Source organism: Tabrizicola sp., assembly GCF_041911175.1.
Taxonomy (GTDB): Bacteria; Pseudomonadota; Alphaproteobacteria; order Rhodobacterales; family Rhodobacteraceae; genus Tabrizicola.
In genome coordinates, this window is record NZ_JAYRPN010000149.1 from 15,922 (window position 1) to 33,960 (window position 18,039).

The 18,039-nt window shown below is 66.5% G+C and carries 17 protein-coding genes; 4 read left to right on the forward strand and 13 right to left on the reverse strand.

The genetic code is table 11. From position 1 onward, the window contains the following. Nucleotides 1-24 precede the first annotated feature (24 nt). Entirely contained in the window at nucleotides 25-1,380 is a 1,356-nt protein-coding gene (hemN, locus tag ACE3P6_RS20390; RefSeq protein ID WP_374398257.1) for an oxygen-independent coproporphyrinogen III oxidase, read from the forward strand. A 79-nt stretch (nucleotides 1,381-1,459) separates the two neighbouring features. Here the strand turns inward: hemN and ACE3P6_RS20395 are convergent, their stop codons facing one another. From ACE3P6_RS20395 to ACE3P6_RS20420, 6 genes are all read right to left on the reverse strand, one after another. After that, on the reverse strand, nucleotides 1,460-2,683 hold the full coding sequence (locus ACE3P6_RS20395; RefSeq protein ID WP_374398258.1) for a glycosyltransferase: 1,224 nt from the start codon (nucleotides 2,681-2,683) through the stop codon (nucleotides 1,460-1,462). Between the two features lie 3 nt (nucleotides 2,684-2,686). Then, entirely contained in the window at nucleotides 2,687-4,375 is a 1,689-nt protein-coding gene (locus ACE3P6_RS20400; protein ID WP_374398259.1) for an ABC transporter ATP-binding protein, read from the reverse strand. Next, entirely contained in the window at nucleotides 4,372-5,481 is a 1,110-nt protein-coding gene (locus ACE3P6_RS20405) for an ABC transporter permease (RefSeq protein ID WP_374398260.1), read from the reverse strand. The genes ACE3P6_RS20400 and ACE3P6_RS20405 overlap by 4 nt, the downstream gene beginning before the upstream one ends. After that, nucleotides 5,482-6,624, reverse strand: a complete 1,143-nt coding sequence (locus tag ACE3P6_RS20410; protein ID WP_374398261.1) for a microcin C ABC transporter permease YejB — start codon at nucleotides 6,622-6,624, stop codon at nucleotides 5,482-5,484. Nucleotides 6,625-6,643: 19 nt separating this feature from the next. After that, the gene (locus tag ACE3P6_RS20415) at nucleotides 6,644-8,560 is read right to left on the reverse strand and encodes an extracellular solute-binding protein (RefSeq protein ID WP_374398262.1); all 1,917 of its coding nucleotides are present in this window, start codon (nucleotides 8,558-8,560) and stop codon (nucleotides 6,644-6,646) included. Nucleotides 8,561-8,714: 154 nt separating this feature from the next. After that, nucleotides 8,715-9,248 carry a cytochrome c family protein gene (locus ACE3P6_RS20420; protein ID WP_374371907.1) on the reverse strand — a complete coding sequence of 178 codons (534 nt, stop codon included), beginning with the start codon at nucleotides 9,246-9,248 and terminating at the stop codon, nucleotides 8,715-8,717. A 121-nt stretch (nucleotides 9,249-9,369) separates the two neighbouring features. On the opposite strand from ACE3P6_RS20420, the gene ACE3P6_RS20425 reads away from it, so the two are divergent. Then, nucleotides 9,370-10,215, forward strand: coding sequence for a prephenate dehydratase (locus ACE3P6_RS20425; protein ID WP_374371909.1), 846 nt, complete (start codon nucleotides 9,370-9,372; stop codon nucleotides 10,213-10,215). Here ACE3P6_RS20425 and ACE3P6_RS20430 read toward each other — a convergent pair. Both ACE3P6_RS20430 and nudC read right to left on the reverse strand, forming a co-directional pair. Further along, nucleotides 10,206-10,673: an SRPBCC family protein gene (locus ACE3P6_RS20430; protein ID WP_374398263.1), complete on the reverse strand. Its 468-nt coding sequence runs from the start codon at nucleotides 10,671-10,673 to the stop codon at nucleotides 10,206-10,208. The two genes, ACE3P6_RS20425 and ACE3P6_RS20430, sit on opposite strands and share 10 nt — an antisense overlap. A 51-nt stretch (nucleotides 10,674-10,724) precedes the next feature. Next, nucleotides 10,725-11,675 (reverse strand): NAD(+) diphosphatase, encoded by a 951-nt coding sequence (nudC, locus tag ACE3P6_RS20435; RefSeq protein WP_374398264.1) that lies wholly within the window; start codon nucleotides 11,673-11,675, stop codon nucleotides 10,725-10,727. Between the two features lie 223 nt (nucleotides 11,676-11,898). On the opposite strand from nudC, the gene ACE3P6_RS20440 reads away from it, so the two are divergent. Continuing rightward, on the forward strand, nucleotides 11,899-13,857 hold the full coding sequence (locus tag ACE3P6_RS20440; protein WP_374398265.1) for a bifunctional 2',3'-cyclic-nucleotide 2'-phosphodiesterase/3'-nucleotidase: 1,959 nt from the start codon (nucleotides 11,899-11,901) through the stop codon (nucleotides 13,855-13,857). Nucleotides 13,858-13,885: 28 nt separating this feature from the next. Further along, entirely contained in the window at nucleotides 13,886-14,512 is a 627-nt protein-coding gene (locus tag ACE3P6_RS20445; protein ID WP_374398266.1) for an HAD family hydrolase, read from the forward strand. Between the two features lie 11 nt (nucleotides 14,513-14,523). Here ACE3P6_RS20445 and ACE3P6_RS20450 read toward each other — a convergent pair whose 3' ends face one another. The 5 genes from ACE3P6_RS20450 to ACE3P6_RS20470 are packed head-to-tail and all read right to left on the reverse strand — an operon-like array spanning nucleotide 14,524 to nucleotide 17,955. Then, nucleotides 14,524-14,889, reverse strand: a complete 366-nt coding sequence (locus ACE3P6_RS20450) for a 4a-hydroxytetrahydrobiopterin dehydratase (protein ID WP_374398267.1) — start codon at nucleotides 14,887-14,889, stop codon at nucleotides 14,524-14,526. Further along, on the reverse strand, nucleotides 14,886-15,497 hold the full coding sequence (locus ACE3P6_RS20455) for a glutathione S-transferase family protein (RefSeq protein ID WP_374398268.1): 612 nt from the start codon (nucleotides 15,495-15,497) through the stop codon (nucleotides 14,886-14,888). Before ACE3P6_RS20455 ends, ACE3P6_RS20450 begins: the two co-directional genes overlap by 4 nt. A gap of 22 nt (nucleotides 15,498-15,519) precedes the next feature. Beyond that, a complete protein-coding gene (locus ACE3P6_RS20460; protein ID WP_374398269.1) occupies nucleotides 15,520-16,677 on the reverse strand; it encodes a GNAT family N-acetyltransferase in 1,158 nt (385 codons plus the stop codon). A gap of 46 nt (nucleotides 16,678-16,723) precedes the next feature. Next, nucleotides 16,724-17,497 carry a glycerophosphodiester phosphodiesterase family protein gene (locus ACE3P6_RS20465; RefSeq protein WP_374398270.1) on the reverse strand — a complete coding sequence of 258 codons (774 nt, stop codon included), beginning with the start codon at nucleotides 17,495-17,497 and terminating at the stop codon, nucleotides 16,724-16,726. Further along, nucleotides 17,494-17,955: a RidA family protein gene (locus ACE3P6_RS20470; RefSeq protein WP_374398271.1), complete on the reverse strand. Its 462-nt coding sequence runs from the start codon at nucleotides 17,953-17,955 to the stop codon at nucleotides 17,494-17,496. The genes ACE3P6_RS20465 and ACE3P6_RS20470 overlap by 4 nt, the downstream gene beginning before the upstream one ends. Nucleotides 17,956-18,039: the final 84 nt, after the last annotated feature.

Below are 18,039 nucleotides of genomic sequence, written 5' to 3' on the forward strand. Positions count from 1 at the left end.
CGACCCGGGCTCTAAGGTAAACTCATGACACACGACCCGCAACTCGCCCGCCTCGGGCTTTTCGACGCACGCGTTCCCCGGTACACGTCCTATCCGACGGCACCGCATTTCGGAACGGACATCGGCCCAGGCGACTTCACCCAGTGGATCGAGGCGCTTCCCGAGTCTAGCGCAGTTTCGCTGTACATTCACGTCCCTTTCTGCCGCCGGTTGTGCTGGTTCTGCGCCTGCCGGACGCAAGGCACCACCTCGGACGATCCGGTCATCGCCTATGTCGAGACGCTGAAGACCGAGCTTCAGCTGCTGCAACGCCATTTGCCGAAAGGGGTGACGCTCTCGCGCCTGCACTGGGGCGGGGGCACGCCGACCCTGTTGTCGCCCAGCCTGATGCGCGATCTGGCCGATGCCGTCTTCACCGTGGCGCCGATGGCTGCGGATGGCGAGTTCTCGGTCGAGATCGACCCGAACGAGATCGACGATGCCCGGCTTGATGCGCTGGCGGCGGCGGGGATGAACCGCGCCTCGATCGGGGTGCAGGATTTCGACCCGCTGATCCAGAAGGCGATCGGGCGCGAGCAGAGCTATCAGCTTACCCGCGACGTGGCCGAACGCATCCGCGACCGGGGGATCACCAGCCTGAACGCCGATATCCTTTATGGCCTGCCGTTCCAGACCGGGCCCCGGATTTCCGATTCGGTGCAGAAGCTCCTGACCCTCTCGCCCGACCGGGTGGCGCTTTACGGCTATGCCCATGTGCCGTGGATGAGCCGGCGGCAGCAGATGATTCCCTCGGACAAGATGCCGACGCCGGAAGAACGCCTCTCGCTCTTCGAGACCGCGCGCGAGCTGTTCCTGTGGGACGGCTATGTCGAGGTCGGGATCGACCATTTCGCCAAGCCCGATGACGGGATGGCCAGGGCGTTGAAGGCGGGCACACTGCGGCGGAACTTCCAGGGCTATACCGACGACACTGCTCCCGCGCTGATCGGGATCGGCGCCTCGTCGATCAGCCGGTTTCCGCAAGGCTTCGCGCAGAACGCCTCGGCCACGGCGGCGCATACCAAGGCGATCCGCGCGGGCCGGTTCTCGGTCCACAAGGGCCACCGCTTCGCGGGCGAGGACCTGTTGCGCGCCCGGATCATCGAAGCGCTGATGTGCGATTTCTTCGTCTCGCGAGCCGAGCTTCTGCGCAATTTCGACGTCACGCCCTCACGGGTCGAGGCGCTGTTCCAGCAGGCGGCGGGAGAGTTCGGCGACATGGTCAAGGTCAGCGACGAGGGTTTCCAGATCCCCGAGCGCGCCCGGCCGCTGACCCGGATGATCGCCCGGGCCTTCGATGCCTATGACAGCGCCAAGGCCAAGCATTCCTCGGCGATCTGAGCGACGGGCGCCGGAGTTTTCGAAAACTCCGGTTCGGAGCCTTTGAAGGCTCCGGTTCGATTTCTTCGAAGAAATCGCCTCAGCCGCGCTCCAGCCGGGTCAGGAGGTCGATCTGTTTCGGCAGGCAGACCGAGCGCAGGTCGTAACGGTCGCGCACCATGCGCCGGGCGGCGTCGCGCATCCCGTCATAGGCCTCGGGCCGGGCGAGGGCGTCGGCCAGCGCTTCCGACCAGCCCTTCACATCGAAGAAATCGACCAGCTTCCCGGTCACCCCGTCCTGGATCACTTCCGCCACCGGGGCCGTGTTCGAGCCGACGACCAGCGTCCCGGCGGCCATCGTCTCGACCATCGACCAGCTGAGGACGAAGGGATAGCTCAGATAGGCATGCACGCGGCTGACATGGATCAGGTCGACCAGCCGGTCATAGGGAACCCGACCGGTGAAATGCACCCGCGACAGGTCCAGCCGGTCCTTCACCTCGGCCAGGATCACCTCTTTCCACGAGGCGCCATCCTTCGGTTTCGCGCCATAGCTGACCTCGTCGCCACCGACGATCACGACCTGCGCCTCGGGCCGTGCCGCCAGCACATCTGGCAGGGCACGCATGAAGATGTGGTAGCCGCGATAGGGTTCGAGGTTGCGGTTGACGAAGGTCAACACTTCATCGCCGCGCTTCAGGATGCGGCCATCGGGCAGGCTGAAGGTCGCGTCCGGGTTCGGGGCCAGCCGGTCGCAGTCCACCCCGTCGAAGATCACCTCGAGCTGCTGGCGCAAAAGTGGCGGATGGGTCGAGGCTTGCCATTCCGTCGGGCTGATCCCCCGGTCGGCATGGGCGAGCGCCTGCGCCATATAGGCGGCTCGGGACTGGGCGATCATCACCTGGTCGAAGCCTGAAACCTGGAATTCCGGGTCGAAGCCGGTGTCGGCCCCCATGCCCCGATAGTAGAACTCGGCGAAGACCAGAAGCTTTGCCTCGGGCCAGACCTCCTTCAGGAACAGGGTCTCGCCCCAGCCGGAATGGCCGTAGATCACGTCCGGCACATAGCCCTCGGCGCGCAGGCGCTGGCAGAAGCGGGCGACGCTGACGCCCCGGTCGCTCATCGTGGTGAAGTTTCGGCCAAGGCGGGTGGCCTTGGCGTCGACCTCAAGCGCGGCGTGGGTGTAGCGCAAGAGCGGCACGTCGGCAGTGTTCTTGTTCGTCGCGTCGACCAGCGCCCGCACATCGTGGCCACGGCGCTGCATCTCGGGCGCAAGGTGCAGGAACTGGCCGGGGAAGTTCTGGTGGACGAAGAGAAGCTTCAAGCGTCAGGCTCCGAAGGCAGCGGCCATCAGAGCTTTGGTATAGGGGGATTGCGGGTTGGTAAACACGGCCTCGCATTCGCCGGATTCGACGACATCGCCCGCCTGCATCACCATGACCTTGTGCGACATGGCGCGGATCACCCGCAGGTCGTGGCTGATGAAGATGAAGGCCAGGCCCCATTTCCGCTGCAGATCGCGCAGGAGGTCGGCGATCTGGACCTGCACGGTCATGTCGAGCGCGCTGGTCGGTTCGTCCAGCACCACCAGTTTCGGGCGCAGGATCATGGCGCGGGCGATGGCGATGCGCTGGCGCTGGCCGCCGGAGAATTCGTGCGGATAGCGCTGCATGGTGGCGGGGTCGAGGCCGACCTCGCGCATGATGCTCGCGACCATCTCGGTCTTGTTCTGGCCCGGCTCCAACCCGTGTACCCCAAGCCCCTCGGCGATGATCTCCTCCACCGTCATCCGGGGGGAAAGGCTGCCGTAGGGGTCCTGGAAGACGATCTGCATGTTCCGCCGCATCGCCCGCATCGCCTTGCGGCCCTTCGCGCGGAGGAAGGCCTCTGCCCCGGATTGCACCAGATCCCCCAAGGTTTCGGCGCCCGGATCGGCATCGCGGCGGGCGGTGGCCTCGTCCCAGGTCTCGTCGAGGCGGCTGATGTCGCGGCCAAGGAAAGTGACGCGCCCGGTCGACCCGATCAGCCGCAGGATCGCCAGCGCCAGGGTGGTCTTGCCGGACCCGCTTTCGCCGACGATCCCCAGGGTTTCCCCGGCGCGGACCGAGAGCGTGGCGTCGTTCACCGCCTTCACATGGCCGACGGTCTTGCGCAGGAAGCCCTTCTGGATCGGGAACCAGACCCGCAGGTTGTCGGTGCGGACGACTTCCTTCGCGCCTTGCGGGATCGGCGGCGGGCCGCCCTTCTGCTCGGCGGCGAGGAGTTTGCGGGTGTAGGGATGCTGCGGGTCGGCGAAGATTTCAGTCGTCGGCCCCTGCTCCACGATCTCGCCGCCCTGCATGACGCAGACTCGGTCGGCGATGCGGCGGACGATGCCGAGGTCGTGGGTGATGAAGAGAAGGCTCAGGCCCTCGGTGCGTTTCAGGTCGGCCAGCAGGTCGAGGATCTGCGCCTGGATCGTCACATCCAGCGCGGTGGTGGGCTCATCCGCGACCAGAAGCTCCGGCCCGTTGGCCAGCGCCATCGCGATCATCACCCGCTGGCGCTGCCCGCCCGACAGCTGGTGCGGATAGGCGCCGAGGCGGCTTTCGGCCTCGCGGATGCCGACCTTGGTCAAAAGCTCGATGATCCTTGCGCGGGCCTTGTCGCCGGTCAGGCCCTGATGCAGCGCAAGGCTTTCGGCCATCTGCTTTTCGATGGTGTGAAGCGGGTTCAGGCTGGTCATCGGCTCCTGGAAGATGAAGCTGATGTCGTTGCCCCGCACCTTGCGGAGATCACGCTCCGAAGCCCCCACCATCTGGGTGCCGCGATAGGTGATCGAACCCGTCACTTGCGCGTTGTCGGAGAGGAGGCCGACGGTGGAGAGCGCCGTGACCGACTTGCCCGAGCCGCTTTCGCCGACAAGCGCCACTGTCTCGCCCTTGTCGATGGCGAAGCTGACGCCCTTTACCGCCGGGATGATCCGGCCGTCCTGGCGGAAGGTGACGGAGAGGTTCCGGACCTCCAGCACACTCATCGGAAGGTCTTTCGCGGGTCAAAGGCATCGCGGACGCCCTCGAAGATGAAGACCAGAAGCGAGAGCATGATGGCGAAGGTGAAGAAGGCGACGAAGGCCAGGTGCGGCGCCTGCAGGTTTTGCTGGGCCTGGCGGGTAAGCTGGCCGAGCGAGGGCAGGTCGGCGGGAAGGCCGAAGCCCAGATAGTCGAGCGAGGCCAGCGTGCCGATGACACCGGTGACGGCGAAGGGGAGAAGGGTCAGCGTCGCGACCATCGCATTGGGCAGGACGTGGCGGAACATGATCTGCCAGTCGGAGACGCCCAGCGCCTTGGCGGCGCGGACATATTCGAAGTTGCGCGCCCGCAGGAATTCGGCCCGGACCACGCCGACAAGGCCGGTCCAGCCGAAGGCGACCAGCAACCCGACCAGCAGCCAGAAGCTTTTCGCCCAGACCGCCGTCAGGATGATGATGACATACAGCGTGGGGACCGAGGACCAAAGCTCGATGAAGCGCTGGAAGAGAAGATCAGTCAGCCCGCCGAAATAGCCCTGCACCGCCCCGGCGGCGATGCCGATGACCGAGGTGAGGATGGTCACGATCAGCGCGAAGGTGACCGAGAGGCGGAAGCCGTAGATCACCCGCGCCAGCACGTCGCGGCTGGTGTCGTCGGTGCCAAGCCAGTTCTGCGCGGAGGGCGGGCCGGGGGCGACGCCGCCGGTGTCGACGATGGTGTTGTAGCGGTAGGGGATCGGCGGCCAGAGCATCCAGCCCTTGCTCACCGCCTGTCCGGCAGCGGTGCCCTGGTCCTGAACCTCGGCCCGGATGCCGTCCGGATCATCCCAGCAGTCCTGCGACCCGGCGGCAACGATCAGGCACTGCACTTCGGATGTGGTGTAGTCGGCTTCGGTGCGCAGGTCGCCGCCGAAGGCCGTCTCGGGGTAGAACTTGAACACCGGCATGTAGTAGCCGCCGTCGTAGTGCACCAGAACGGGGCGGTCGTTCGCGATCAGCTCGGCAAAAAGCGACAGGCCGTAGAGGAGCAGCAGCAGCCAGAGCGACCAGAAGGCGCGGCGGTTGGCCTTGAAGTTGCGCCAACGACGCTGGTTGAGGGCGGAGAGCGCCATTCATCCGCGCCTTTCGAAGTCGATCCGGGGGTCGACGAGGACATACATCAGGTCGGACAGGATGCCGACCACCAGCCCGATCAGCCCGAAGGCGAAGAGCGTGCCGAAGATCACCGGATAGTCCCGTTCGACCGCGGATTTGAAGCCAAGCTGGCCCAGCCCGTCCAGCGAGAAGATCACCTCGATCAAGAGGCTCGACCCGAAGAACACCGACAGGAACAGGCCCGGAAACCCCGCGATCACGATCAGCATGGCGTTGCGGAAGACGTGGCCGTAGAGGACTCGGTTCTCCGGCAGGCCCTTGGCGCGGGCGGTCATGACGTATTGCTTCTTGATCTCTTCCAGGAAGCTGTTCTTGGTCAGCAGCGTCAGCACCGCAAACGAAGAAATCAGCTGCGCCGTCACCGGGAGGGTGATGTGCCAGAGGTAGTCGGTGATCTTGCCCCAGAGGCTCAGGCTGGCCCAGTTGTCGCTGGTCAGGCCGCGCAGCGGGAACCACTGGTAATAGGACCCGCCCGCGAAAACGACCATCAGCATGATCGCAAACAGGAAGCCCGGAATGGCATAGGCCGCGATGATGATCCCGCTGGTCCAGGTGTCGAAATGCGACCCGTCGCGCACCGCCTTGCGGATGCCCAAGGGGATCGAGACCAGATAGGCGATCAGCGTCGACCAGAGGCCGAGCGTGATCGACACCGGCATCTTTTCCAGCACCAGGTCGACGACCGAGATCGAGCGGAAGTAGCTGTCACCGAAATCGAAGCGCAGATACTTGCCCATCATGATCAGGAAGCGCTCCAGCGCCGGGATCGCCTCCTTGTGGCATTCCGGCGCCTTCAGGGACGGCTCGCCGGTGAAACCCTTGTCGCAGACCACGCGGGAAAAGCCGAACTGCACCTCGAGCTTGGCCAGGAACTCCGGCGGCAGGCCGCGGGCGCCGACGTAACCCGAGTCCTTGTCCTGCACCCCGGCGTCTTCGGTGCCGGAGAGGTTCTGGATCGAATCCCCCTCGCCCTCGAACCGGGCCTTGATCTGCTCGATCGGCCCGCCGGGGACAAACTGGGTCAGCGCGAAGTTGATGATCATGACGCCGAACAGCGTCGGGATCACCAACAGCAAGCGGCGAAGGATATAGGCGCCCAAGGTTCCTGCCCGTCTTTCGTTACTTCAACGCGCCCTTGGCCTTCAGCGCGTCGGCTTTTTCGGCGTTGTACCACCAGATCGACAGTTCGCCCAGCCCATATGGGGGCAGGTTCGCCGGGTGTTCGTACATGTTGTAGTAGGCCACCCAGTTGTCCTTCTTGTAGTAGCGCGGGACGATCACGAATTCCGACCGCAAGACCCGGTCCAGCGCCTTGACCACTGTCGTCAGCTCGGCCCGCGACTTCGCCGCCTCGACCATGTCCAGCAGCTTGTCCACCGCCGGGTTGGCATAGCCCATCCGGTTGCGGCTGGAATTGTCCTTCGCCACGGAAGCCCAGGCCTGCTTCAGCACGCCCCCCGGCTCCAGCCCGCCGTTGACCACCGTGGTCGGCAGGGCGTCGAAGTCGAAGACCGGCGGGCTGGCGCGTTCCTGCAACTGCGGGTCGTCGATGATGTCGAAGCTGGCATCCACGCCCAAGGCCCGCAGGTTCTCCACATAGGCATTCATCACCGGCAACAGGTCGGTGCGGACATGGACCATCTCCATCCGCAGCTTCTCGCCCTTGGCGTTGTGGCGCATCCCGTCGTCGCCCACCGTCCACCCGGCCTCGTCCAGCAGGGCCGAGGCCTTGCGCAGGTTCTTGCGGTCGAGGTTGTTCTTGTCTGACGAGACCGAGCCCATCGCGACCTCGTCGGTCAGGATGCTGGCGGGAAGCAGGCCTTCGTCGACCAGCGGCTGCAGGATCGCCACTTCCTCGGGCGTGGGCGTGCCGGTCGCCGCCATCTCCGAGTTTTCCCAGATCGAGTTGATCCGGGTCAGCAGCCCGTAGAACAGCGCCTTGTTCGACCATTCGAAGTTGAAGACCAGCCCCAGCGCTTCGCGGACCTTCGGGTCCTGGAACTGGGCGCGGCGCAGGTTGAAGATGATCGACTGGCCGCCCGCGATGTCGCCCGAGGGGATCACATCCTTCTTCACGTCCCCCGCCTTGATCGAGGGGAAGTCGTAGTTGGTTGCCCAGCGCTTCGAGTCGCTTTCCGTGCGGAAGGTGTAGACGCCCGCCTTGAACGCCTCCATCGCGGCGTTGTCATCGCCGAAATATTCGATGCGGATGCGGTCGAAGTTGTTCTGGCCGATGTTCAGCGGGTGCTTTTCACCCCAGTAATCGGGGTTGCGCTTGTAGATGATCTGCTGACCGGGCTTGAAGCTGTCCAGCACATAGGCGCCGGTGCCAAGGAAGGGTTGCAGGCTGGATTTCTCCAGGTCGCGCTTGTTCTCCTCGTAGTCCTTGCGCGAGAAGATCGGCGAGCTTCCGGCTTGCGCGGGCATGTCGCGGAAGGACGTGCCGGGGGTGAAGGTGAACTTGATCCGGTAAGGGTCCAGCACCTCGACCGACTGGTACTTGCCGTTCGCCACGCTGCGGAATTCGGGGATGCCCTTGTCGCGGAACAGCTCGTAGCTGAACAGCACGTCATCGGCGGTGAGGGGGCTGCCGTCGGAGAATTTCACGTCCTTGCGCAGGTTGAAGATCACCCAGGAGCGGTCCTCGGGGTATTCCATCGTCTCGCACATCAGGCAGTAGGCGGCGCTGACGTCGTCCAGCGTGCCGGTCAGGATGGATTCGTAGAAGATCGACGACAGCGCGCCGGCGTTGCCCGCGATGGCATAGGGGTTGAAACTGTCGAAGCTGCCGGGCGACCATTCGCTGATCTCGCCGCCCTTGGGGGCATCGGGGTTCACATAGGGCAGGTGGGCGAAGTCGGCGGGAAGCTTCAGGTCGCCGAAGGTGGAGATGCCGTAGGACTTGATCACGGTTTCCGCCCGCGCGGGCAGGGCCGCTGCGGCCAGGGCCAGGATCAGGGCGCCGGTGGCGATGAGGGGGACGGGGTTGATCCGTGCTGCCTTGACCCGTGCCGCCACCCGCTTCTCAGTCCGCATCCGCCAGCCTCCCAGATTGCCGCTCCTGATCATTCTTTTATGCTAAATCAGGCTTTGTCGAGCAAACAAGCCGCGATCCCGGCGCGCGAATGCGTGAACATGAGAAAGCCGCCCGGACGGGGCGGCTTTGCCTTGGACACGACGGACGAAGCCGTCAGGGCTTCGTGGTCAGGAAGGCGATGACGTTCGCCCGGTCTTCCGGCTTCGGCAGGCCCGCGAAGGCCATCTTGGTGCCGGGGATCACCTGCTTCGGGTTTTCCAGGAAGGCGAAGATCGCTTCCGGCGTCCAGGCCTCACCCGACTTGGCGGCCATCGCCTCGGAATAGGTGAAGTCCGGCACCGAGGCGTGGTTGCGACCGACGACACCGTTCAGGTGGGGACCGACAGCGTTGGTGCCGTCAAGCTTGTGGCAGGAGCCGCATTTCTTGAACACGGCCTCACCAGCCGCCGCATCGCCCGCCGCCAGGATCGCCGCGACATCCACCGTCTCGCCGCCGCCCTCGGCCGGGGCCGCCGCTTCGCCGGTGTCGATGGTGTAGGCCTGCGTCAGCTCGCCTTCCGCATGTTCGCCATGTTCGCCGCCGCCCACGGTGTAAAGCGAGTTGCCCGCCCAGCCCACCAGCATCAGCACCAGAAGCGACCCGCACACCGCGCCCACCGTCTTGGTCATCGTCATCGTGTCGAACATGGTTCACCTATCTGGGGTCTCGTGTCGCGCGGTATCTATCCGCTTCCACCGTCAGGTTTCAAGGTGTAGACGCGCGGCGAAACGCCGTTGGGGCAGGTTTTCGACAGGGGGGACGCACGCAATGGCCGGACGTATCGCTTTTCAGGGAGAGCTGGGGGCCTATTCGCACCAGGCCTGCCAGCAGTCGCGCCCGGATTTCGAGGCGGTTCCAAGCACGACCTTCGAGGAAGTGGTCGACAAGGTCGGGCGCGGAGAGGTCGATCTGGGCATGCTGGCGGTGGAGAATTCCACCTATGGCCGGGTCGCCGACGTGCACTCCCTGCTGCCGCGCGCGGGCCTGCATATCGTGGACGAGGCCTTCGTCCGGGTGCATGTCAACCTTCTGGGCGTGAAAGGTGCGAAGCTGGAAGATGTGCGCGAGGCGCATGGCCATGTGGTGATCCTGCCGCAATGCGCGCTGTTCCTGAAGAAGCACGGGATCAAGGGGAAAGTCAGCAGCGACAACGCCCGCGCAGCGCGCGAAGTCGCCGAAGCGGGCGATAAGGCGAAGGCCGCGCTGGCCAGCGAGCTGGCGGCAGAGATCTACGGGCTGGAGGTGCTGGCCCGGCACATCGAGGACCACGCCAACAACACCACCCGCTTCCTGGTGATGTCGCGCGAAGCCGACCTGACCCGTCGCGGGGCGGGCAAGATGATCACCACCTTCACCTTCCGCGTCCGCAACATTCCGGCGGCGCTGTACAAGGCGCTGGGGGGCTTCGCGACGAACGGGATCAACATGACCAAGCTGGAAAGCTACATGGTCGGCGGCACCTTCACCGCAACGGAATTCTACGCCGACATCGAGGGCCACCCCGATGACGCCAACGTCGCGCTGGCGCTGGAGGAATTGCGCTACTTCACTTCGGAAGTGCGCATCCTTGGCGTCTATCCCGCCGACCGCGAGCGCGGCCCGGCTCAGGCCTGACGGTCGTAGCGGTCCTTGATCCGCGCGCCCAGGTTGCCGAGGCCGCGTTCGAACCGCGCCTGCACCCGGCCCTTGGCCAGCCGCATCGTGTTGACGAACAGCCGCGCCGCCAGCGTCTTCGGCTTGATTTCCAGATCCGCCCGCAACCGGCTGCGGCGGGGTGACAGGACCATGACCTCGACCTGGACCACCCCGTCGACCGAGGGGCTGTCCAGCCCCATCGACACCCGCTGGTCCGGGGTCATCTCGGTGATGCGGATCGTCAGCTTGCGTGCCTTGCCGCGGAAATGGCCCCGTATGCGCCATTCGGCCCCGACGCCGCTGTCCGGCGTTCCGGGCGGGCGCTCCACCTCGACCCCGTTGCGGATCGCCTCGCGTTCCCAGGTCGGGGTGTCGATCAGCGCGGCAAAGACGGCGGCGGCAGGCACTTCAAGATCGGTCTTCGCCGTCAGCTTCATCGCTGCCTCACGGATTGCACTTCGGGATACCCGGATAGCAGGAAGATCAGGTCAATCAAGCCGGTCCGCAAGCCATGCCCGCAGAATGAAGTTCGCAATCGCCCCTTTCCGGCTGGGCCTGATCACCGGATGCCGCCCGTCGAAGACGCTGACCAACTCCTCGCGCGGCAACCAGAGCGCCTGTTCCAGCTCCAGCGGGTCCAGTGCAATGGCTGTGCCGGTCGCTTCGGTCCGCGCGCCGATCATCAGCGAGGCCGGGAAAGGCCAGGGCTGGCTGGCCAGATAGCCCACCGCACCGCAGGTCACGCCGGTTTCCTCCAGCACCTCGCGGCGCACGGCGGCCTCAAGCGTCTCGCCGGGCTCGACGAAACCGGCCAGCAGCGAGAACATGCCCTCGGGCCAGCCGGGACTGCGGCCCAGCAGCACCGAATTGCCATGTGTCACCAGCATGATGACCACCGGATCGGTGCGCGGAAAATGCTGCGCACCGCAGGCCGGACAGGATCTTTGCCACCCGCCCTGCACCACATCGGACCTGGCACCGCAGGCCGCGCAGAAGCCGTGGCTTGCATGCCATTGCAGGATCGCCTTGGCGGTGGCGACCAGTTCCGCCTCGCGCGGGGACAGAAGTGCCATCACCCCCCGCAGTTCGGCAAACCCCTGCCCCTTGGCCATCGCCGGATGCTCCTGCACCGTCTGGTCCAGGAACCCCGGCCCGGGCAGCTCGGCCCCAGGATCGGGCACCCAGTCCGACAGGTCGGCGGCAAAGCGCGGCACTCCGTCGTCGATGCCCAGGAACACCGGCTGCCGGGCTTGTTCGAGCACCGGATGACCCTTTGGCACCCAGACCGGGTGGTCGCCTTCCATCAACGGCTTGCCGCGCCACAGTGGCAGAACCGCGCCCGAAGCCAGCGCCGCCGCCAGACCGGCAGTATCGCGCCGCAGGCCGGCCCGCCGATCAAGGCCCGAGCCGCCGAAGGTAACTGTTTCTGCAATCCGCATCGCTGACCAGCTTTCGACTGATTGTTCCGTTGATTCCAAGACTCTGCCGCTTCGAACACAATTTCAATTGCCAACCTGCGGCAATTTCTCGGCTCCGCGTGAATAACGCCAATTCGCCACAACATTGACACAACCAGAACGATACATCACTCGCGCAATAAGTGTGCAGTCTCAGGTCGCGGTTTCGGCTCGCTCCGGGTTCGGTCAGGTCACTGGAAGTTCGATGTATCAAGTTCCCGTCGCATCGGTCGCCAAGTCGCTGACCGGGAAGGATTCCGAAGCGGATCCCGCGATGCCGTCACCCAATGCGATGCTGCCCGCGACCGCGCGCCGCCCCCGCGCCGCGTTGCGGCTGATCGCCACCAGCGACCTGCACGCCAGCCTGATGCCCTACGACTATTGCGCAGATCGTCCGAATTCCAGCCTCGGGCTTGGCGCAATTGCGCTGCAAATTGCCGAGGCACGGGGCGAAGCGCGCAATTGCCTTCTGTTCGACAATGGCGATTTCCTGCAGGGCAGCCCGCTGGCCGACTATGCCGCTTCGGCCCGGAGGCGGCGGGCGCATCCGATGATCACGGCATTCAACACGCTGGGCTACGACGCGGCGACGCTTGGCAACCACGAATTCGACTACGGGCTGCGCTTCCTGTCCGAGGTGCTGGCGGATGCCCGCTTCCCGGTGGTCTCGGCAAATATCGCCACCCGCCTGGGCAGAAGCCCGGCCCGCGATCAGACGCTGGTGCCGCCCTTCACGATCCTGCGCCGCCAGATCATCGACAACGACGGCCGCGCGCACCTGCTGCGCATCGGGGTGATCGGCTTCGCCCCGCCGCAGATCGCCGAATGGGACCGCAACGTGCCGGGCGGTTCGGTCCAGACCCGCGACATCCTTGCCGCGGCCCGCGCCTGGGTGCCCCGGTTGCGGGCAAGCGGGGCCGATATCATCGTGGCGCTGGCCCATACCGGCATCGGCGAGGTCGACCCCGAGGATCGCTCCGAGAACGCCGCGACCGCGCTCGCGGCGCTGCCCGAGATCGATGCCCTGGTGGCCGGGCACAGCCACCGGGTCTTCCCCGGCCCCGACTTCCCCGCCTCGCCCGAAATCGACCCGGTGCGCGGGCGCCTCGCGGGAAAACCCGCCGTGATGCCGGGGCATTCAGCCCACCATGTCGGCATCATCGACCTGCAGATCGAGCGCTGCACCACCGGTTCCCGCCGGTGGCGGGTCGTCGACGCCTCGGCGCGGATCGGCCAGCGCAGCAATGATCGCGCGCCCGCCGCCCCGGCCCTGCATCAGGCACTGGCCCCCGACCACCGCGCGACGCTGGCCTGGTCGCGCCGCCAGCTGGGCGAGACCGCCGTGCCGCTGCACAGCCATTTCGCCACCATCGCCCCCTCGGCCGCACTGTCCCTGATCGCCGAGGCCAAGGCCGAACACATCCGCTCCGCGCTGGCCCGGACGGGGTGGGCGGACCTGCCGCTCCTGTCCTCTGCCTCGCCCTTCCGGGCCGGGGGGCGTGGCGGGCCCGGCAACTATACCGACATCCCCGCAGGCCCGCTGCGGATGCGCAACCTGTCGGACCTCTATCCCTTCCCCAACACGCTGGTCACGCTTCTCCTGACCGGGGCCGAAGTGGCCGACTGGCTGGAGCGTGCCACCGCCGTCTTCCGCCGGATCGCACCGGGCGAGGCGGACGCCGCCCTCCTGGACAACGCCGTGCCCTCCTTCGTGTTCGAGACCATTCCGCAGCTCTCCTATGCCATCGACCTCAGCCAGCCGCCGCGCTTCGACGCCCAGGGCAGGCTGGCCGATCCGGCAGCGCGACGGATCACCGGGCTCAGCCACGGAGACCGGCCGGTGCTGGCAACCGACAGGTTCCTCCTGGTCACCAACAACCACCGCGCCGGGCGGGCGCGCCTGCAGGACCCCGACACCGAGCAGAAGATCGTCTTCACCGACGGGGCGCGCGTGCAGGCGGTCTTTTCCGCCCATATCCAGCGCAAGGGCAGCGTTGGCACGCCACCACGTCGCAACTGGCATTTCCTGCCGATGCCGGGGACCACGGTGACCGTCCCGGCAGGTCCCGGCGCCGCGCCCTATCTGGCGGACATCGCCAGCTATCGTCCCGAACCGCTGGCCAGTGATGATGAGGGCTTTACCCACTACCGGCTCCACCTCTGATCGGCTATGCCTCCGCGCGGAGGCCCAGATGTACGACGCCATTCTCTTCGATCTCGACGGCACGCTGATCGACACCGAAAGCATCGCGCTTGTCACCGGCATGGCTGCCTTTGCCGCGCATGGCCATGACGTCGACGAAGCCTTCATGCACGGCCTTGTCGGCAAGGACGAGCCCACCGCCGCCGGGATCATCCGCGCCGCGCTGCCGGGGGTCGACCTGCAGGCCATCAACCTGCACTGGCGCAAGGGCTTCAACGACGGCGTGGATGCGGGTCTTGCCCTCAAACCCGGTGCGCTGGACCTGCTGCCCGCCCTTCGCGCCCCTCTCGCCATCGTCACTTCGACCGGGCGCGAGGGCGCGCATCGCAAGCTTGGTATTGCCGGCATCGCCCAAGCCTTCACCCATGTCGTCACCCTGGACGACGTGCATGCACCGAAGCCCGACCCCGAGCCCTACCTCCTTGCCGCGACGCTTCTCGGCGTCGCCCCCTCGCGCTGCCTGGTGTTCGAGGACAGCGAAACCGGGGCCGAGGCCGCCCATCGCGCCGGCTGCGTGGTGGTGCAGGTACCCGACATGGTGCCAAGCCAGGGGCGCTGGGCGCACCATCTGGCGCCGGATCTCCTGACCGGGGCACGCATGGCGGGGCTTCTCTAGCGCCTCCTGCGTCACGCCTTCCGCGCGCGGATCTCGCAGAGGCAGCTCACCGGCTCGCCGTGGTTCCGCTCCACCTGGGCATCGGGGGCCAGCTTGTCCATCGCCTTCGCCAGGTCGATGTCCAGCTTGCTGATCCCGCTGCAATCATGCGTGGTCAGCGTCACGTCGACGACGTTGTAGACGTTCTTCCACTCGGGATGGTGGTTCAGCTTCTCGGCCGCCATCGCCGCGCGGGACATGAAGCCCCAGGCTTCCGAAAAGTTGCGGAACTTCCAGACCTTGCGGATCGCGTCCTTGCCGGGCACGGCGGCCCAGCCGGTCTCGGCGAGCGGCGGCAGTCCGGCCTTGCGATCGGCTTCGGGCAGCAGGGGTGTCATGGCTTGGCCTCCGGGATCAGGGCATTGTCCTTGGCATTCGCCGCCAGCAGCGCGGGCCGGTCCTTGAGCCGCGCCCAATAGGCGGAAAACACATCCGTCTTCGGAATCCCGCCGAACTGCATCCCCCAGCCGACCTGGCTTCCAACATAGACGTCGGCGGCGGTGAAGCGTCCGTCTGCGATGTAGTCGTGCGTCGCGAGATGTCCGGTCAGCGCGGCCAGCACATCGTCAAGGTCGCCGTAGCCCGCGCGCCGCTTTTCCTGCGCGCCGCTGGTCTTCCAGCCGAAGCCGGCATTGACCACCGCCTGCTCCAGGGGCCCCGCGGCAAAGAACATCCAGCGGAAGAAAGCCGCCTTGTCCTCGGCCATCAGGCCCGCTTCGGGGAAGGTCAGCGCCAGATAGGTGCAGATCGCCGCCACCTCGGTCACGACCTTGCCGTCGTGGACCACGGCCGGGACCTTGCCCATCGGGTTCACCGCCAGATAGTCCGGCGCCTTCATCGTGGTGTAGTATTCCAGCGCCACCGTCTCATAGGGCTGGCCCAGCTCTTCCAGCATCCAGCGGGCGATCCGGCCCCGTGACATCGGATTGGTGTAGAAGGTCAGCATCCACGCCTCCGTTTCGGTCAGACTACTCCTGCCCGTCATGCCCGCGGAAGGGGCCATAAGCGGTCAGCACCTCGATCTCCTCGCCCACCGCGCGGCGTTCGGCCTGCAGGTAACGGTCAACCGCCTTGCGGAACGAGGGTTCCGCAATCCAGTGCAGCGAATGCGTCTCGACCGGCAGATAGCCCCGCGCCAGCTTGTGCTCGCCCTGCGCCCCGGCCTCGACCCGCTGCAATCCCTGCGCAATCGCCCAGTCGATCGCCTGATAGTAGCACAGTTCGAAGTGCAGGAAGGGATGGTCCTCGATGCAGCCCCAGTAACGGCCGAAAAGCGTGTCGCGTCCGATGAAATTCAGCGCCCCCGCGACCGGGCGCGCACCGTCGAAGGCAAGGACCAGCAGGATGTCGTTCCGCATCCTGTCATGGAAGCGGCGGAAGGCATCACGGGTCAGGTAGGGATGGCCCCATTTCCGGCTGCCGGTGTCCTGGTAGAAGGCCCAGAACGCATCCCAGTGCGCGGGTTCGATGGCGTCACCCGTCAGCGCGCGGATCGTCAGGCCCGAAGCCCGCGCCGTCTCGCGTTCCTTGCGGATCATCTTGCGCTTGCGGCTTGAAAGGTCGGCGAGGAAATCGTCGAAGCTCTGGTATCCCCGGTTTTCCCAGTGGAACTGCTGGGTGACGCGGTGCAACGTGCCTTCCACCCCCGCCAGCGCCTCGGCTTCCTCGACCGTGCAGAAGGTCGCGTGCAGCGAGGAGAGCCGGTTCTGCGCCGTGATCCCGATGGCCGCCTGCCACAGCGTTTCCCGATACGCCTCCGCCCCCAGGAACCGCCGCCCCGTCGCCGGGGTGAAGGGCACCGCGATCTGCAGCTTGGGGTAATAGCGCCCCCCGGCCCGCTCCAGGGCGTCGGCCCAGCCGTGGTCGAAGATGTATTCGCCTTGGCTGTGGCTCTTCACATAGAGCGGCGTCGCGGCAAGAAGTTCGCCGTGATCGCGCAGCACAAGGGGCCGCGCCTGCCAGCCGCTGCCCTTGCCGGTCGAGCCGGAGAGGTCCAGCGCCGCCAGGAAGCGGTGGGTGGTGAAGGGATCAACGGGGCGGCCCTCGGCCTGTTCCGGCGCAGCGACGGCATCCCACTCGGCTTCGGGGATGTCGGACAGGCTGTCGAGCAGGGTCAGGTCGGCCATTCATGCCCTCGGGGTCGCAAGAAAGGTGGCGGACCGGAGAAGAAGGTCAAGCCGGAAGCGCCGCCCGGTAGCCCTCGAAGGTCACATTGTCGGCATGCTTGCGTGCCGTCGCCTCGGCCTCGACCGAGCGGATCGTCCAGCACAGCACCCGCGCGCCCTGCGCCTTCAGCTCGGCCACGCGGGGGCGGGAAAGGTCGGGGGCTTCGTGGCTGATGAAGCTGGAGAGGGTGGCGTCGTAATCCGGGATGGCGCGGAAATGGGCGCACATCGGTTCCGGCATCGGCGCCCAATCGTCGGGGTCGTAGGCCGAGGTGGTGATCCCGCGCGGCAGGTGCGGGGCCAGCCGGGCCAGATGCGCGACCGAGGCGGGGTTGAAGGACATCAGCGCGACGTCGCCGGTGTAGCCCTTCAGGGCCTCCGCCGTCGCGGCCTCCAGCCTGCCGTCGGTGGGGCCCATGACCAGCGACTGGTCCTTGATCTCGATGAGAAGGGGCACGCGGCCCGCGACCAGGGCCAGGACTTCGGCCAGCGTCGGGATGCTGTCGGTCGAGCCGGTCAGCCGGATGCGTCCGAGTTCGGCGGCGGAGCGGGCGTTGACCGGGCCGGTCTCGCCGGTCAGCCGGTCGAGGGTCTCGTCGTGGAAGACCATCGGCACGCCGTCCGAGGCGAGCTGGAGGTCGATCTCGATCCCGTAGCCCGCCGCGACCGCCGCCCGGATGGCCGAGGGCGAGTTCTCGATCCGCCCCGCCGCGCGGTCGTGCAGGGCGCGGTGGGCGAGCGGCAGGCGGAGGAAGCTGTCGGGCAGCGGGACGCGCGTCATTTCAGGGCGAAGATCGCCTCGATTTCCACGGCCACGCCCAGGGGCAGCGAGGCGGCGGAGACGGCGGAGCGGGCGTGGCGACCGTTGTCGCCGAGGACGGCGACCAGGAAGTCGGAGGCGCCGTTGATCACCTTGGGCTGGTCGGTGAAATCGGGGGTCGAGTTCACGAAGCCGACCAGTTTCACCGCGCGGTCCAGCCGGTCCCAGTCGCCGCCGACGGCTTTCTTCAGTTGGGCCAGCAGCGAGATCGCGCAGCGCTTCGCGGCCTCGGCGCCCTGTTCGAAGCTGAGGTCCTCGCCGAGCTTGCCCTTGATCAGGCCCGCCTCGTTCTGGCTGATCTGGCCGGAGATGTGGACAAGGTTGCCCACCTGGACGAAGGGGACGTAATTCGCCGCCGGGGCGGGGGCGTCGGGGAGGGTGACGCCGAGGTCGGCGAGGCGTTTCTCGATTCCATGCATGGGGTCCTCCGGGATGGGTCGCGGCGAGGGTAGCGCGGGGCGGACGGAGCGGCAAGGCTTGGGCTGTCCACGGTGGACAAGAAT

Bases quoted from the DNA above. Each gene is read 5' to 3' on its own strand.
- hemN (WP_374398257.1), top strand. From the start codon at position 25: ATGACACACGACCCGCAACTCGCCCGCCTCGGGCTTTTCGACGCACGC.
- ACE3P6_RS20400 (WP_374398259.1), bottom strand. From the start codon at position 4,375: ATGAGTGTGCTGGAGGTCCGGAACCTCTCCGTCACCTTCCGCCAGGAC.
- ACE3P6_RS20405 (WP_374398260.1), bottom strand. From the start codon at position 5,481: ATGGCGCTCTCCGCCCTCAACCAGCGTCGTTGGCGCAACTTCAAGGCC.
- ACE3P6_RS20415 (WP_374398262.1), bottom strand. From the start codon at position 8,560: ATGCGGACTGAGAAGCGGGTGGCGGCACGGGTCAAGGCAGCACGGATC.
- ACE3P6_RS20420 (WP_374371907.1), bottom strand. From the start codon at position 9,248: ATGTTCGACACGATGACGATGACCAAGACGGTGGGCGCGGTGTGCGGG.
- ACE3P6_RS20425 (WP_374371909.1), top strand. From the start codon at position 9,370: ATGGCCGGACGTATCGCTTTTCAGGGAGAGCTGGGGGCCTATTCGCAC.
- ACE3P6_RS20430 (WP_374398263.1), bottom strand. From the start codon at position 10,673: ATGAAGCTGACGGCGAAGACCGATCTTGAAGTGCCTGCCGCCGCCGTC.
- nudC (WP_374398264.1), bottom strand. From the start codon at position 11,675: ATGCGGATTGCAGAAACAGTTACCTTCGGCGGCTCGGGCCTTGATCGG.
- ACE3P6_RS20440 (WP_374398265.1), top strand. From the start codon at position 11,899: ATGTATCAAGTTCCCGTCGCATCGGTCGCCAAGTCGCTGACCGGGAAG.
- ACE3P6_RS20445 (WP_374398266.1), top strand. From the start codon at position 13,886: ATGTACGACGCCATTCTCTTCGATCTCGACGGCACGCTGATCGACACC.
- ACE3P6_RS20450 (WP_374398267.1), bottom strand. From the start codon at position 14,889: ATGACACCCCTGCTGCCCGAAGCCGATCGCAAGGCCGGACTGCCGCCG.
- ACE3P6_RS20455 (WP_374398268.1), bottom strand. From the start codon at position 15,497: ATGCTGACCTTCTACACCAATCCGATGTCACGGGGCCGGATCGCCCGC.
- ACE3P6_RS20460 (WP_374398269.1), bottom strand. From the start codon at position 16,677: ATGGCCGACCTGACCCTGCTCGACAGCCTGTCCGACATCCCCGAAGCC.
- ACE3P6_RS20465 (WP_374398270.1), bottom strand. From the start codon at position 17,497: ATGACGCGCGTCCCGCTGCCCGACAGCTTCCTCCGCCTGCCGCTCGCC.
- ACE3P6_RS20470 (WP_374398271.1), bottom strand. From the start codon at position 17,955: ATGCATGGAATCGAGAAACGCCTCGCCGACCTCGGCGTCACCCTCCCC.